Genomic DNA, 14,026 nt, shown 5'->3' with positions numbered 1-14,026 from the left:
TCGACGGCCTGCCTGCGCCGCCGCGGCCCCCGTCGGCCGTACCGTCTGACATGTGCTGCGTACCGCTCTGCTCACGGGCTCGCTGATCCTCGCCGGGCTCTTCCCGTACGGCCCGGAACCGCTGCCCGCCCGCCTCGCCGACACCGGCGGCGGCAGTCAGCTGATCACCGCCGTCGCGCCCGCGCCCGGGTCCACGACGGGCCGGCTGACCTGGTGGGACCGGCGTGCCGGGCGCTGGTACGAGGCGGGTTCCGCGCCCGCCCGGTTCGGCGCCAACGGCCTGACGGAGGGCGCGACGCGGACCCAGGGCACCGACACCACCCCGACGGGCCTGTTCGAGCTGCCGTACGCCTTCGGCACCGCCCGCGCGCCGGCCGGTACGGCCTACCGCTACCGCCGGGTGACGGACCGTTCCTGGTGGTGCCAGGACAACGCCTCGGGCAGCTACAACCGCTGGACCGAGCCGCTGCCCGCCGACTGCGCGCCCGGGGAGGCGGAGCACCTGATCACGTACCGGACCCAGTACGCGCACGCGCTGGTCGTCGCCTTCAACTACGACCGGCCCGTGCACGGCCGGGGCGCGGGCATCTTCCTGCACGTGAACGGCAAGGGCGCCACCGCCGGCTGCGTCTCGGTACCGGAGCGGTCGATGCGCGAGCTCCTCCGCTGGGCGAACCCCCGCCGCCACCCCCACATCGCGATCGGCACGGACTCCGGCCCGCTGACGGTGACCCGGTACTAGGCCGCTGGGCGGGCCGGGTCAGCCCTCCTTCTGGGCCAGGCGCAGGAGGTGGTCGGCCAGGGCCTGGCCGCCCGCCGGGTCGCGGCTGATCAGCATCAGGGTGTCGTCGCCCGCGATGGTGCCCAGGATGGCCTGGAGTTCGGCCTGGTCGATCGCCGAGGCCAGGAACTGGGCCGCGCCCGGCGGGGTGCGCAGGACCACGAGGTTCGCGGAGGCTTCCGCCGAGATCAGCAGTTCGCCGGAGAGGCGACGCATCCGCTCCTCCTTCGCGGACTCGCCGAGCGGGGCCTGCGGGGTGCGGAAGCCGCCCTCGCTGGGGACCGCGTAGATCAGCTCGCCCCCGGTGTTGCGGATCTTGACCGCGCCCAGCTCGTCGAGGTCGCGGGAGAGCGTCGCCTGGGTGACGCTCAGCCCGTCGTCGGCGAGCAGTTTGGCCAGCTGGCTCTGGGAGCGGACCGGCTGCCGGTTGAGGATGTCCACGATCCGGCGGTGGCGGGCGGTACGCGTCTGCGGGACGGACGGACCGTTCTGCTCGGGTTCCTGCGCCTGGCTCATCGTCGTCTCATTCTCCGGATCGTCCCGCTTCGTCGAGGATGCCGGGCAGCGCCCGGACGAACGCGTCGACCTCGGCCTCGGTGATGACGAACGGGGGCATCAGCCGTACGACGTCGGGGGCGGGCGCGTTGACCAGGAATCCGGCTTCCTGAGCCGCGAGCTGCACCTTCGGCGCGAGCGGCTCCGTCAGCACGATACCCAGCAGGAGGCCGGACCCGCGGACGTGGGAGACCAGGGGATGACCGGAGGATTCGATTCCGGAGCGCAGCCGCTCCCCCCGTGCCTTGACCCGGTCGAGCAGGCCGTCGGCGGCGATGGTGTCGATCACCGCGAGGCCGGCCGCGCAGGCGACCGGGTTGCCGCCGAAGGTGGTGCCGTGCTGGCCGGGCTGGAGCAGGTCGGCCGCCGGGCCGAAGGCGGCCACCGCGCCGATCGGGAGACCGCCGCCGAGCCCCTTCGCGAGCGTGACGAGGTCGGGTTCGACGCCCTCGTGGGCCTGGTGCTCGAACCACTGGCCGCAGCGGCCGATGCCGGTCTGCACCTCGTCGAGGACCAGCAGGGTGCCGGTCGCGCGGGTGATCTCGCGGGCGGCGGTCAGGTACCCGGCGGGCGGGACGACGACCCCGTTCTCGCCCTGCACCGGCTCGATGACGACGATCGCCGTCTCCTCGGTGACGGCGGCCCGCAGGGCCTCCACGTCGCCGTACGGGACGTGGGTGACCTCGCCCGGCAGGGGCAGGAAGGGGGCCTGCTTCTTCGGCTGGCCGGTGAGCGCGAGGGCGCCCATGGTCCGGCCGTGGAAGCCGCCGTCGGTGGCGACCATGTGGGTCCGCCCGGTCAGCCGGCCGATCTTGAAGGCCGCCTCGACCGCCTCGGCACCGGAGTTGCAGAAGAAAACCCGGCCCGCGCGGCCGAAGAGCTGGAGCAGCCGCTCGCCGAGCGCGATGACGGGCTCGGAGGCGTAGAGGTTGGAGACGTGGCCGAGGGTGGAGATCTGGGCGGTGACGGCCTCGACGATCGCCGGGTGGGCGTGGCCGAGGGCGTTGACCGCGATCCCGCCGACGTAGTCGGTGTACTGCGTGCCGTCCGCGTCCCAGACCTGGGCGCCCTCGCCCCGTACGAGGGCCAGCGGCGGGGTGCCGTAGTTGTTGGTCAGTGCGTGCTGCCAGCGGGCGGCGTAGTCCTGATTGCCCGTCATGTCCGTGCCCCTCCCTGGGCGTCGGGCACGACCATGGTGCCGATGCCCTCGTCGGTGAAGATCTCCAGCAGGATCGAGTGCTGGACCCGTCCGTCGATCACGCGGGCCGTGCCCACCCCGCCGCGCACCGCGTGCAGGCAGCCCTCCATCTTGGGCACCATGCCGCTGGACAGCTCCGGCAGCAGTTTCTCCAGCTCGCTGACGGTGAGCCTGCTGATGACCTCGTCGCTGTTGGGCCAGTCCGCGTACAGGCCCTCCACATCGGTGAGGACCATCAGCGTCTCGGCGCCCAGCGCGGCGGCGAGCGCCGCGGCGGCCGTGTCGGCGTTGACGTTGTACACGTGGTGGTCGTCGGCGCTGCGCGCGATGGAGGAGATGACCGGGATCCGGCCGTCCGCCAGCAGCGCCTCGATCGCGCCGGTGTCGATGGCGGTGATCTCGCCGACCCGGCCGATGTCGACGAGCTCGCCCTCGATCTCGGGACTGTGCTTGGTCGCGGTGATGGTGTGGGCGTCCTCGCCGGTCATGCCGACGGCGAGCGGCCCGTGCTGGTTGAGCAGCCCGACGAGCTCGCGCTGGACCTGGCCGGCCAGGACCATCCGGACGACGTCCATGGCCTCGGGGGTGGTGACCCGCAGACCGGCCTTGAACTCGCTGACCAGGCCCTGCTTGTCCAGCTGGGCGTTGATCTGCGGGCCGCCGCCGTGGACGACGACCGGCTTGAGGCCGGCCTGGCGCAGGAAGACCACGTCCTGGGCGAAGGCGGCCTTCAGGTCCTCGTCGATCATGGCGTTGCCGCCGAACTTGATGACGACGATCTTGCCGTTGTGCCGGGTGAGCCACGGCAGGGCCTCGATGAGGATCTCGGCCTTGGGCAGCGCGGTGTGCCTCCTCGCGGTGCTCATGAGCTGTACGCGCTGTTCTCGTGGACGTACTCGGCGGTCAGGTCGTTGCCCCAGATCACGGCGGACTCGCCGCCGTTGGCCAGGTCGGCGGTGATGCGGACCTCGCGGCCCTTCATGGAGACCAGATCGCGGTCCTCGCCCACGGAGCCGTTCTTGCACACCCACACGTCGTTGATGGCGACGTTCAGCCGGTCGGGGTCGAAGGAGGCCTGGGTGGTGCCGATCGCGGCGAGCACCCGGCCCCAGTTGGGGTCCTCCCCGTGGATGGCGCACTTGAGGAGGTTGTTGCGGGCGATGGAGCGCCCGACCTCGACGGCGTCGTCCTCGGTCAGCGCGCCGATGACCTCGATGCGGATGTCCTTGCTGGCGCCCTCGGCGTCGCCGATGAGCTGGCGGGCGAGGTCGTCGCAGACGGTCCGTACGGCCTCGGCGAACTCCTCGTACGCCGGTACCTCGCCGGAGGCCCCGGAGGCCAGCAGCAGCACGGTGTCGTTGGTGGACATGCACCCGTCGGAGTCGACCCGGTCGAAGGTGGTCCGGGTGGCGGCGCGCAGCGCCCGGTCGAGGGTGGCGCTGTCCAGGTCGGCGTCGGTGGTGAGGACGACGAGCATGGTGGCCAGGCCCGGGGCGAGCATGCCGGCGCCCTTGGCCATGCCGCCGACGGTCCAGCCGTCCCGGGTGGCGGTGGCCGTCTTGTGCACGGTGTCGGTGGTCTTGATGGCGATGGCGGCGGCCTCGCCGCCGTCGGCGGTGAGGGCGGCCGCGGCGGTCTCGATGCCCGGCAGCAGCTTGTCCATGGGGAGCAGGACGCCGATCAGGCCGGTGGACGCCACGGCGATCTCCCCGGCGTTGTGTCCGCCGCCCAGGGTGGTGGCCGCCTTCTCGGCGGTCGCGTGGGTGTCCTGGAAGCCCCGGGGGCCGGTGCAGGCGTTGGCGCCGCCGGAGTTCAGGACGACGGCGCTGACGGCACCGCCGCGCAGGACCTGCTCGGACCACAGGACGGGCGCGGCCTTGACCCGGTTGGAGGTGAACACGCCCGCGGCGGCCAGACGCGGCCCGTCGTTGACCACGAGGGCCAGGTCGGGATTGCCGTTCGCCTTGATCCCGGCGGCGATGCCCGCCGCCGTGAACCCCTGTGCAGCCGTAACGCTCACGGCGCGACTCCAATCGTGGAAAGACCCAGCGTCTCGGGGAGCCCGAGCGCGATGTTCATGCTCTGCACCGCGCCACCGGCGGTGCCCTTGGTCAGGTTGTCGATGGCGCTGATCGCGATGATCCGGCCGGCGGACTCGTCGTGGGCGACCTGGAGGTGGACGGCGTTGGAGCCGTACACGGACTTGGTGGTCGGCCACACGCCCTCGGGGAGCAGGTGGACGAAGGCCTCGTCCGCGTACGCCTTCTCGTACGCCGCGCGCAGCGACTCCGCGGTGGTGCCGGGGAGGGCCTTCGCCGAGCAGGTGGCGAGGATGCCGCGCGGCATGGGGACGAGGTTCGCGGTGAAGGAGACGGACACCCGCTCCCCGGCGAACGGGGAGAGGTTCTGCACCATCTCCGGGGTGTGCCGGTGGACGCCGCCGACCCCGTACGGGGTCACGGTGCCCATCACCTCGGAGCCGAGCAGGTGCGGCTTGAGGGCCTTGCCGGCGCCGGAGGTGCCGGTGGCGGCGACGATCACGGCCTCGGGCTCGGCGAGTCCCGCCTCGTAGGCGGGGTAGAGCGCGAGCGAGACGGCGGTGGGGAAGCAGCCGGGGACGGCGATCCGCTTGGTGCCGGCCAGCGCGGCGCGGTGTCCGGGCAGCTCGGGCAGGCCGTACGGCCAGGTCCCGGCGTGCGGGGCGCCGTAGAAGCGGTCCCAGTCGGCGGAGTCCTTCAGCCGGTGGTCGGCGCCCATGTCGACGACGAGCACGTCGTCGCCGAGCCGGGCCGCGACGGCCGCGGACTGCCCGTGGGGCAGGGCGAGGAACACGACGTCGTGGCCCGCGAGGGCCTCGGGCGTGGTGGCCTCCAGGGTCCGGCCGGCGAGGGGGACGAGGTGGGGCTGCAGCCCGCCGAGGGGCTGTCCGGCGTTGGAGTGGCCGGTCAGCGCGCCGATCTCGACCTCGGGGTGCGAGAGCAGCAGGCGCAGGACCTCACCGCCCGCGTATCCGCTCGCTCCGGCCACCGCTACACGTACCACCATCGGACCTCCTCCTCGATGGCATGACTATACGTAGGGCTGCACTTTTATGCAATCGCCTTGCGATCTTCCTCCTCCCGGCGCCTCAGGCCCGCCGGGCCCGGAAGGCCGCGGCCTTGGTGCGGTTCTGGCAGGCGGTGGAGCAGAACTGGCGGGCGGCGTTGCGCGAGGTGTCCACGTACACGCGGTCGCACCGGTCGGCCCGGCACACGCCCAGCCGGCCCGCGAGGCCGCCGCCCACCGCCAGGGCCAGCGCGGTGGCGCTGCCCGCGTTGACGCCCGCGGCGAAGGAGTCGTCGGGGCCGTGGAAGTGCATCTGCCACGGTTCACCCCCGGTCCGGTCCAGCCTCGGCCGGGCCCCGGTGTCGCGCAGCAGGTCGTTCACGGTCACGGCCGCGGCGTCCACATCCCCATCCTGCATCGACCGGAAGACCTCGCGCATGCGCCGGGCCGCGCCGACGAAGTAGTCCGCCTGCGCGGCGTCGACGGCGCGCGGCAGTGACGCCGCGACGCGCGGGACCGCCCCTTCGATCGCGGCGGGCAGCTCCGCCCCGCGCGGAGCCGCATACGGGCGGCCGCGCGCCTCTCCGTCCGTCAGGACGTTCACGAGCGCCACCGCCTGTTCCAGCAGTACCGCTACGTGACTGTCGAACATCACTTGACCAGTCACCCCTTCGATCGCTAGCGTCCATGGCGTCCGTAACCGACATTACTCGATACGACAGTTACGCGAGAGGTGGGGTCATGCCGCGGACCGTATGGCTGCTGGTGGCGGCGCGGGCGATCAACCGGCTCGGCGCCTTCTCCCTGCCCTTCCTGACCGTACTGATCGGCACCGAGTTCGGCGCGGGCACGACGACGGCGGGCCTGGTCTCGGGGGGCTTCGGCCTCGCCACGATCCCCTCCCGGGTGGCGGGCGGCCGGCTGGCGGGCCGGATCGGGCGCCGCCGCACGATCGTGCTGGGACTCGTCGGCTGCGCCCTCGCCCAGCTGGGCATCGCCGCCGCCGGCTCCCTCGCCGCGGTGGCCGTCTTCGCGGTCCTGCTCGGCCTGTCCTTCGAGCTGTACGAGCCGCCGAGCCAGGCGCTGATCGCCGACGCCGTCGGCCCGGCCGACCGGGTGCGCGCCTACGGGGCGCTCAACGCCGCACTGGCCGTCGGCGGCACCGGCGCCGGTCTGATCGCGGCGGGGCTGGGCCGGTGGGACCTGCGCTGGCTGTTCGTCGTCGACGCGCTCACCTGCCTTGCCTGCGCGCTGACCCTGCGCCTGGCCCTGCCGGCCGACGGCCCCCGGGGCCCGCACGCCGCACGGGACGACGGAAACGGCGACGGCGGGGGCGGCGACGGCGCGGGCGGCGACGGCGCGGGCGGCGACGGCGGCGGACCCGTGCGGCCCTGGCGGGACCGGGGTCTCTGGGCGATGTTCACCTCCGGGACCGCGTTCGCGCTCGTGTCCATGCAGATCGTGATGGCGCTCCCGCTCACCCTCGGCCACCGCGGCCTGCGACCCGCCGACGCCGGGCTCCTGTTCACCGCCTCGGCCGTGACCGTCGTCGCGGTCCAGCCGGCGCTGCGCCTGCGCCGCCTGGCCGCGCTGCCCGACCCCGCGGCCATGGCCCTCGGCTACGCCCTGCTGGCGGCCGGTCTGGCCGGCTACGCCACGGCGCGGGGCCTGCCCGCGTTCCTGGCCGCCACCGCCGTGCTGAGCGTGGGCGAGACGCTGGTCCTGGCCCGGGTCCTCGGCGTCGTGGCCGGCCTGGCGCCGCCGGGCGGCACCGACCGCTACCTCGCCGCGTACGGCATCAGCTGGGGCATCGCCACGGTCGCCGCCCCGGTCACCGCCACCCAGCTGCTCGAACGGGCCGGCGCCGGCACCCTGTGGGCGGGCACCGCGGCCCTGTGCCTCGCGCTCGCGGCCGCGCAGCCCCTGGTGGTGGGGCCGCTCACCAGGGGCCTGCCGGTGCGGTCGGGAGCGGGCCGACCGGCGTCGTAGTCCGCGGCGTCAGGAGCCGTCGGAGCCGTCCAGCGGGTGGCGGACCCACACGTTCGGTTCCACGTAGACCGCGAAGTCGCGTTCCGGTTCACAGTGGACCGGCGCCAGCGCACCGGGCACGAGGACCGGACCCGGGGTGTCGAAGGGCAGCCCGGTCCATTCCCGCCACTGCGCGAGCGTGCCGTTGACGGTCATGGAGAGCGGCGCCACCCCGTGGATGACCGCCCCGGCGCGCACGTGGACCCGCAGCCACGGGTCGTAGGGGAGCCCGTCCTCGCGGGTCCGGTACGCGTACTCCGCCATCGGCGTGGCGGGCTCGGCCGGCTTCCCGCTGGGCCGGACCGGGGCCACCAGCTCGGCGAACCCGGCGGCGCGGGCGCCCTCGCGCATGGCGGCCAGCATCCGGCCGGAGAGGCCCTCGCCCTGCCGGCCGGTGGCGACGGAGATCTCGATGGCGCTGACCGTGTCGGGCCGGATCCCGCGCCGCTGGTCGGAGAAGGCCCACATGAGGACCGCGTCCCAGCCCTGCGCGGGCAGCACGCCCGCCCGCTCGGGGGTGTGCAAGGCGAACGGCAGGCTGAAGCCCCGGGCCACCACCGTGTCCCCCTCGGTCGCGATCCAGACGTACTCGGGGAACTCGGCGACCATGCGCGGGTAGAGCAGCCAGGCCAGGGAGTCGTGGCCGGCGAACTCCGGCCAGGAGTCCTCCATGTCCCAGAGCCTGGCGGCCAGCTCGGGGCGGCGGGCGAGGGAGGTGATCACTATGGCGGTCATGCGGGCAGGCTAGAACGCCCCTCCGCCCCCCTCAACAGGGTTTACGGGCGCCGCGGACAGCCCGCCCCGCATCCGCCGCACCGCCTCCACCAGCTCTCCCGGACCCGAGACCCCGGCGAAGCCCAGCCGGACGTGGGCGGCGGGCGGCTCGGCGCAGAAGAACGGCCGGCCGGGCGCGATCGCGACCCCGGCGCGCAGGGCTTCGGCGACGAAGGCCGCGTCGTCGCCGCCCTCGCCGAGCCGGGTCCACAGCTGGTACCCGCCGGCCGGCAGCCGGACGGGCTCCAGCCCCGGCAGCTCCCGCCGCAGCGCGCCCGCGAGCACGTCCCGCCGGTGGCGCAACTCGGCGGCGACGGCCCGCAGATGACGCGGCCAGGCGGGCGCGCCGACCAGTTCGAGGGCGGCCTCCTGGAGCGGCCGGGGCACGAAGAAGCTGTCCACCACCTGGATCGCGCGCAGCCGGTCCAGCACCGGGCCCCGGGCGGCCAGCGCGCCCACCCGCAGGCTCGGCGAGGTGACCTTGGTCAGCGAACGGACGTGCACCACCACCCCGTCGGCGTCCTCGGCGGCCAGGGTGGGTGGCGGCGGGCCGGCGTCCTCGTGGGCCAGGGCCCGCGCGTAGTCGTCCTCGATCACGAAGGCCCCGGCGGCCCGCGCGATCCTCAGCACCTCGGGCCTGCGGGCGGCGGACAGCACCGCGCCCGTCGGGTTCTGGAACAGCGGCTGGCACACGAACACCCGCGCCCCGGTGGCCTCGAAGGCGGCCGCGAGCAGCTCCGGCCGGACCCCGTCCGTGTCCACGGGCACGGGTACGGGCCGGCAGCCGGAGGCGCGGGCGATGGCGAGCAGCCCGGGGTACGTCGGGGACTCCACCAGGACCGGCGCCCCGGGCGGGGCCAGCGCCCGCAGGGCCGTGGTCAGCGCGCTCTGCCCGCCGGCGGTGACCAGCACGTCGGCGGCCCCCACGGCCCCGCCGATCTCGCGGGCGAACCAGTCGCGCAGCTCGGGCAGCCCCTCCACCGGCGGCCGCCCCCAGGCCCCCGGGCGGCGTCCGGCCCGCGCCAGCGCGGCGGCCATGGCCCGCTCCGGCTGGAGGGAGGGGTGCAGGTAGCCGCTGTTGAGTCCGATCACGCCGGGCGGCGGCGTGGTCAGGCAGACCATCACCCCGGAGGCGTCCACCGAGCGGGGAACCACCTCACCGGTCCCCTCCGCGCTGAGGGAGACCTCCTGCCAGGAGGTGTCGCCGGAGGCGCCGGCCTCCGTGCGCGGCGGGGACCGGAACACTCCGGCGCCGGGCCGGGTGACCACGAGCCCCTCGGCGGCGAGCAGGGCGAGGGCCCGGGAAACGGTGACGGGGCTGACCCGGTAGCGCTCGACCAGGGCCCGACTGGACGGGAGCTTTCCACCCACCGGATAGCGGTCAAGCTCCGACCGCAGGCTTTCCGCCAGTTCCGCCACACTGCTACGCTCATACATGACAGCACAGAATAGCGCTACTCCCTCCGGCCCGATAGCGGTTCGGCCGACCGGTCACCACCTCGGCGCGCACGCCGACCCGGGCGTCACGGGCGGCACCGGCGGCGGCGCGGGCAGCGCTGCCGGCGTCACGGGCGGCAGCGGCGGCGGCGCTACGCGGGCGGCCACCCCCCGGCAGGCGGGCGGCACCCGCACCGGCACGGTCCTGGCCCTCCTTGGCGTCGTCGCCTTCTCGCTGACCTTCCCCGCCACCGCCTGGGGCCTGGAGAGCTTCGGTCCCTGGTCGCTCGTCGCCCTGCGCAGCGTCCTCGCCGCCCTCCTCGCGGGCGCCTTCCTGCTGGCCGGGCGGGTCCCCTTGCCGGCCCGCGCGCACTGGGCGGGGCTCGCGGTCGTGGCCGGCGGCGTGGTGGCCGGCTTCCCGATGCTGACCACCCTCGCCCTGCAGACCTCCACCACCTCGCACGCCGCCGTCGTGGTCGGACTGCTCCCGCTGACCACCGCCTCCTTCTCCGCCCTGCGCACCGGCGCCCGGCCGTCCCCCCGCTTCTGGGCGGCGGCCGTCGCCGGAGCGGCGGTCGTCCTGGGCTTCACGCTCACCCAGAGCGGGGGAGCCCTCTCCACCGGGGACGCCTACCTGTTCGGGGCGCTCGTGGTGTGCGCCGCCGGATACACCGAGGGCGGACGGCTGGCGCGGCTGATGCCGGGCTGGCAGGTGATCGGCTGGGCCCTGGTGCTGTGCCTGCCGCTCACCGTGACCGGCTCCGTGCTCGGGCTCGCGTACGAGCCGGTGCACTTGACCGCCCACGGCGTGGCCGGCCTGGTGTGGGCGGCGGCCGGCTCCACCTTCTTCGGCCTGTACGTCTGGTACCGCGGAATGGCCGAGATCGGCGCCCCGCGCGCCAGCCAGCTCCAGCTCGCCCAGCCCCTGCTGACCCTGGTCTGGTCGGTCGCGCTGCTGGGCGAGCACCTCTCCCCGGCGGCGCCCGCCGCCGCCTGCGCGGTACTGGTCTGCATCGCCGTCACCCAACGGGTCAAATAGCCGGTTGTCGCCCTAAACTGCTAACACCGGATCGGACCGCCACCGAGGAGGTCAGCTATGCGCGCTACCGAGGGCGACCAGCTGGTGCAGCACGGCCGGGTCGTGGGACAACACGACAAGGTCGGCGAGATCACTCAGGTACTGGGCGAGAACGGAACCCCCCCCTACCGGGTCCGCTTCACCGACGGCCACGAGGCGGTCATGTCGCCCGGCCCCGACTGCGTCGTCAAGCACCCGTCCGAGCACACCCCCTGACCCCGGGCGGCAGCCCGGCTCAACGCGGCGCCGCCGTCGCCGGATAGTGATCGGCGACGACCCTGGCCATCGCGCCGTTGGGGTCCGCGGTCACCTGCTTCGCCGAGAAGTAGACGTGGCCGCGGACCTCGGCGTGCCGTGCCGCGAGGGTCAGGTGCCTCGACAGCTCCGCCGGATCGCGCCAGGCGGGCGTGGAGCTGTCCGCGTCGCAGCGGTACAGGGCCTCCCCCACGTACAGGGCCACCCGCGTGCCCCTGACGGTGCCCGCCCACCACTCCACGATCGCGGCGTAGTCGGCGGACGGGTGGCCGATCTGCCAGTACGCCTGCGGCACGATCGAGTCGATCCAGCCCTCGCGGACCCACTTGCGGGTGTCCGCGTACAGGTCGTCGTAGGTCTGCACCCCCGCCCGGGTCTGCGAGCCGAGCGGGTCCCGGTCGCTGTTGCGCCACACCGCGAAGGGGCTGACCCCGAAGCGGGCCGCCGGGCGGACGCCCTTCAGCCGGTCCGACATCTCCTTCACCAGGGTGTCGGTGTTGTGGCGGCGCCAGTCCGCGCGCGAGGCGAAGGACCCGCCGTACCGCTCGTAGGCCTCGTCGTCGTCGAACTCCTGACCGGCGACCGGGTACGGGTAGAAGTAGTCGTCCCAGTGCACCCCGTCGACCGGGTAGCGGGAGACGGCGTCGAGCATCGCCTCCTGCACGAAGGCCCGCACCTGCGGCAGCCCCGGGTTGTAGTAGAGCTTGCCCCCGTAGGGCACGGCCCAGGTGGGGTTGCGGCGGGCCGGGTGCGCCGCGACGAGCCGCTGGGGATCGGTGTGGTTGGCCACCCGGTACGGGTTGAACCAGGCGTGCAGCTCCAGCCCCCGCGCGTGCGCCTCGGCTACCGCGGTGCCCAGCGGGTCCCAGCCGGGATCCTGCCCCTGCACCCCCGTCAGCCACTGCGACCAGGGCTCCTTCGTCGAGGGCCACAGGGCGTCGGCCGTCGGCCTGACCTGGAGGAACACGGCGTTCAGCCGCCGCTCCACGGCCGTGTCGAGGAGCCCGGTCAGCTCCGCCCGCTGCTCCCGCGCGGACAGGCCGGCCTCGGAGGGCCAGTCGACGTTCTCCACGGTGGCGATCCACATCCCCCTGAGTTCCGGTACCGGCGCCCGCCCGCCGCCGGACCCCTGCACCGCCCTCCGCTCCCCCGCCGGGGCGGCCGCCGCCGTCGTGGCCAGCACCCCCGCGGCCCCCGCCAGCAGGCCCCGCCGTCCGATGTGCGCCATGTGACGACTCCGTTCCGCTCCGTGACATCGCTCTGCGTGCGCCCAGCATGCCCGCCCCACCCCGCCACCGGGGGCAAGGACGGGGGTAACGTCGGGGGGCGTGGCGGGCGCCGGACGCAGTTACCACTGCCAACTCCGGGGGACCCGCGATGGATGAGCAGCGAAAGGCACGATGTGACGGACCTCTCTACCCTCCCGACCGACATCGCACGGGTCGGCGTGGTGGGCTGCGGCCAGATGGGCGCGGGCATCGCCGAGGTGTGCGCCCGCAGCGGTCTTGAGGTGATGGTCGCCGAGACCACGGGCGAGGCCCTGGAGATCGGGCGCACCCGGCTGCACAACTCCCTGACCAAGGCCGCCGAACGCGGCAAGATCAGCGAGGAGGAGCGGGACGCCACCCTGGCCCGCCTCACCTTCACCACCGACCTCGGCGAGTTCGCCGACCGCGACCTCGTCATCGAGGCCGTCGTCGAGAACGAGCAGGTCAAGACGGAGATCTTCCAGGTCCTCGACCAGGTGATCACCCGCCCGGACGCGATCCTCGCCTCCAACACCTCCTCGATCCCGCTGGTCAAGCTGGCCGTCGCGACCTCGCGGCCGGACCAGGTCATCGGCATCCACTTCTTCAACCCGGCCCCGGTGCAGCAGCTCGTCGAGCTGATCCCGGCCCTGACCACGTCCGACGAAACCGTCAAGCGCGCCGAGGCCCTGGTCGCGAAGGTGCTGGGCAAGCACGCGATCCGCGCCCAGGACCGCAGCGGCTTCGTGGTCAACGCCCTGCTCATCCCGTACCTGCTCTCCGCGATCCGGATGTTCGAGTCCGGCATCGCGAGCCGCGAGGACATCGACAACGGCATGGAGCTGGGCTGCGCCCACCCGATGGGCCCGCTGAAGCTGGCGGACCTGATCGGTCTGGACACGGTCGCCTCGGTCGCCGATTCCATGTACTCCGAGTTCAAGGAGCCGCTGTACGCCGCTCCCCCGCTGCTCCAGCGGATGGTCGACGCGGGTCGCCTCGGCCGCAAGACCGGCTCGGGCTTCTACCCGTACGGCTGACACCCGGCGCGCACGCGCGGGGGCGGAGCACCGCCGGCCGGCCCGGGTCCCTCGACCTAGCCGAGCCGCAGATGGTGCAGCAGGAGCAGCCCGGCCGCCATGTTGGCGGCCGGGACCTCGCCCCGCGCGATCATGTCCGGCACGAGCTTCAGCGGGACCCACTCGCGCCGCGAGGACTCGAAGTCGTCCTCCGGGTGACCGACGTACGTGGCCCCCTCCGCCCAGTAGAGGTGGTGGCGGGCGTCGGTCAGCCCGTTGGACGGCTCCACCGTCATCAGGTGGTGCAGCGGCCCCGGCCGCCAGCCCGACTCCTCCTCCATCTCCCGCGCCGCCGCCGCTTCGACGGCCTCGCCGTCCTCGACCACCCCGGCGGGCAGTTCCCAGCCCCAGCTGTCGGTGATGAACCGGTGCCGCCACAACAGCAGCACCTCGTTGGCCTCGTTGACGGCCGTGGCCACGGCCACCGGGCGCAGCCGGATCACGAAGTGGTCCAGGTGCCGGCCGTCGGGGAGTTCCACGTCCGCGAGGTTCACGTCGAACCATCGGTTCTTGTACACCGTCTGCTCACTCAGGTTCGTCCACTGCACGGTT

At 73.9% G+C, this 14,026-nt stretch carries 15 protein-coding genes; 5 read left to right on the top strand and 10 right to left on the bottom strand.

Annotated features, from left to right (window positions below; genetic code table 11):
• Positions 1 to 55 precede the first annotated feature (55 nt).
• Positions 56 to 742, top strand: coding sequence for a L,D-transpeptidase family protein (locus ACZ5D2_RS03720; protein ID WP_371681334.1), 687 nt, complete (start codon positions 56 to 58; stop codon positions 740 to 742).
• Between the two features lie 18 nt (positions 743 to 760).
• Here ACZ5D2_RS03720 and ACZ5D2_RS03715 read toward each other — a convergent pair whose 3' ends face one another.
• From ACZ5D2_RS03715 to ACZ5D2_RS03690, 6 genes are all read right to left on the bottom strand, one after another.
• Positions 761 to 1,297, bottom strand: a complete 537-nt coding sequence (locus ACZ5D2_RS03715) for an arginine repressor (protein ID WP_371679366.1) — start codon at positions 1,295 to 1,297, stop codon at positions 761 to 763.
• A gap of 7 nt (positions 1,298 to 1,304) precedes the next feature.
• Positions 1,305 to 2,495 carry an acetylornithine transaminase gene (locus ACZ5D2_RS03710; RefSeq protein WP_371679365.1) on the bottom strand — a complete coding sequence of 397 codons (1,191 nt, stop codon included), beginning with the start codon at positions 2,493 to 2,495 and terminating at the stop codon, positions 1,305 to 1,307.
• Positions 2,492 to 3,400 (bottom strand): acetylglutamate kinase, encoded by a 909-nt coding sequence (gene argB, locus ACZ5D2_RS03705; RefSeq protein WP_266838065.1) that lies wholly within the window; start codon positions 3,398 to 3,400, stop codon positions 2,492 to 2,494. The genes ACZ5D2_RS03710 and argB overlap by 4 nt, the downstream gene beginning before the upstream one ends.
• Positions 3,397 to 4,554: a bifunctional glutamate N-acetyltransferase/amino-acid acetyltransferase ArgJ gene (gene argJ / locus ACZ5D2_RS03700; protein WP_371679364.1), complete on the bottom strand. Its 1,158-nt coding sequence runs from the start codon at positions 4,552 to 4,554 to the stop codon at positions 3,397 to 3,399. The genes argB and argJ overlap by 4 nt, the downstream gene beginning before the upstream one ends.
• Positions 4,551 to 5,579, bottom strand: a complete 1,029-nt coding sequence (argC, locus tag ACZ5D2_RS03695; protein WP_468926973.1) for an N-acetyl-gamma-glutamyl-phosphate reductase — start codon at positions 5,577 to 5,579, stop codon at positions 4,551 to 4,553. Before argC ends, argJ begins: the two co-directional genes overlap by 4 nt.
• A gap of 82 nt (positions 5,580 to 5,661) precedes the next feature.
• On the bottom strand, positions 5,662 to 6,231 hold the full coding sequence (locus tag ACZ5D2_RS03690; RefSeq protein WP_468926970.1) for a CGNR zinc finger domain-containing protein: 570 nt from the start codon (positions 6,229 to 6,231) through the stop codon (positions 5,662 to 5,664).
• An 89-nt stretch (positions 6,232 to 6,320) separates the two neighbouring features.
• On the opposite strand from ACZ5D2_RS03690, the gene ACZ5D2_RS03685 reads away from it, so the two are divergent.
• Complete coding sequence (locus tag ACZ5D2_RS03685; protein ID WP_468926967.1) at positions 6,321 to 7,568, top strand: MFS transporter; 1,248 nt, start codon at positions 6,321 to 6,323, stop codon at positions 7,566 to 7,568.
• Between the two features lie 9 nt (positions 7,569 to 7,577).
• On the opposite strand, the gene ACZ5D2_RS03680 is transcribed toward ACZ5D2_RS03685, so the two are convergent.
• Complete coding sequence (locus tag ACZ5D2_RS03680) at positions 7,578 to 8,342, bottom strand: N-acetyltransferase (protein ID WP_371679360.1); 765 nt, start codon at positions 8,340 to 8,342, stop codon at positions 7,578 to 7,580.
• Positions 8,343 to 8,351: 9 nt separating this feature from the next.
• On the bottom strand, positions 8,352 to 9,818 hold the full coding sequence (locus ACZ5D2_RS03675) for an aminotransferase-like domain-containing protein (RefSeq protein WP_371679359.1): 1,467 nt from the start codon (positions 9,816 to 9,818) through the stop codon (positions 8,352 to 8,354).
• Here ACZ5D2_RS03675 and ACZ5D2_RS03670 point away from each other — a divergent pair.
• On the top strand, positions 9,817 to 10,857 hold the full coding sequence (locus tag ACZ5D2_RS03670; RefSeq protein WP_468926962.1) for a DMT family transporter: 1,041 nt from the start codon (positions 9,817 to 9,819) through the stop codon (positions 10,855 to 10,857). The genes ACZ5D2_RS03675 and ACZ5D2_RS03670 overlap by 2 nt on opposite strands.
• Before the next feature lie 57 nt (positions 10,858 to 10,914).
• Positions 10,915 to 11,112, top strand: a complete 198-nt coding sequence (locus tag ACZ5D2_RS03665) for a DUF1918 domain-containing protein (RefSeq protein ID WP_030233742.1) — start codon at positions 10,915 to 10,917, stop codon at positions 11,110 to 11,112.
• 19 nt (positions 11,113 to 11,131) lie between these two features.
• Here ACZ5D2_RS03665 and ACZ5D2_RS03660 read toward each other — a convergent pair whose 3' ends face one another.
• A complete protein-coding gene (locus ACZ5D2_RS03660; protein WP_371679357.1) occupies positions 11,132 to 12,379 on the bottom strand; it encodes a glycoside hydrolase family 10-like protein in 1,248 nt (415 codons plus the stop codon).
• Positions 12,380 to 12,532: 153 nt separating this feature from the next.
• Here ACZ5D2_RS03660 and ACZ5D2_RS03655 point away from each other — a divergent pair, with 153 nt between their 5' ends.
• Positions 12,533 to 13,435, top strand: a complete 903-nt coding sequence (locus ACZ5D2_RS03655; protein WP_371679356.1) for a 3-hydroxybutyryl-CoA dehydrogenase — start codon at positions 12,533 to 12,535, stop codon at positions 13,433 to 13,435.
• A 56-nt stretch (positions 13,436 to 13,491) separates the two neighbouring features.
• Here the strand turns inward: ACZ5D2_RS03655 and ACZ5D2_RS03650 are convergent, their stop codons facing one another.
• Positions 13,492 to 14,022: an NUDIX domain-containing protein gene (locus ACZ5D2_RS03650; RefSeq protein WP_371679355.1), complete on the bottom strand. Its 531-nt coding sequence runs from the start codon at positions 14,020 to 14,022 to the stop codon at positions 13,492 to 13,494.
• Positions 14,023 to 14,026 lie beyond the last annotated feature (4 nt).

It is taken from the genome of Streptomyces sp. NPDC031479 (genome assembly GCF_055581065.1).
Note: the sequence above shows the minus strand (reverse complement) of the source record. Positions and strands in the feature narration are given on the sequence as shown.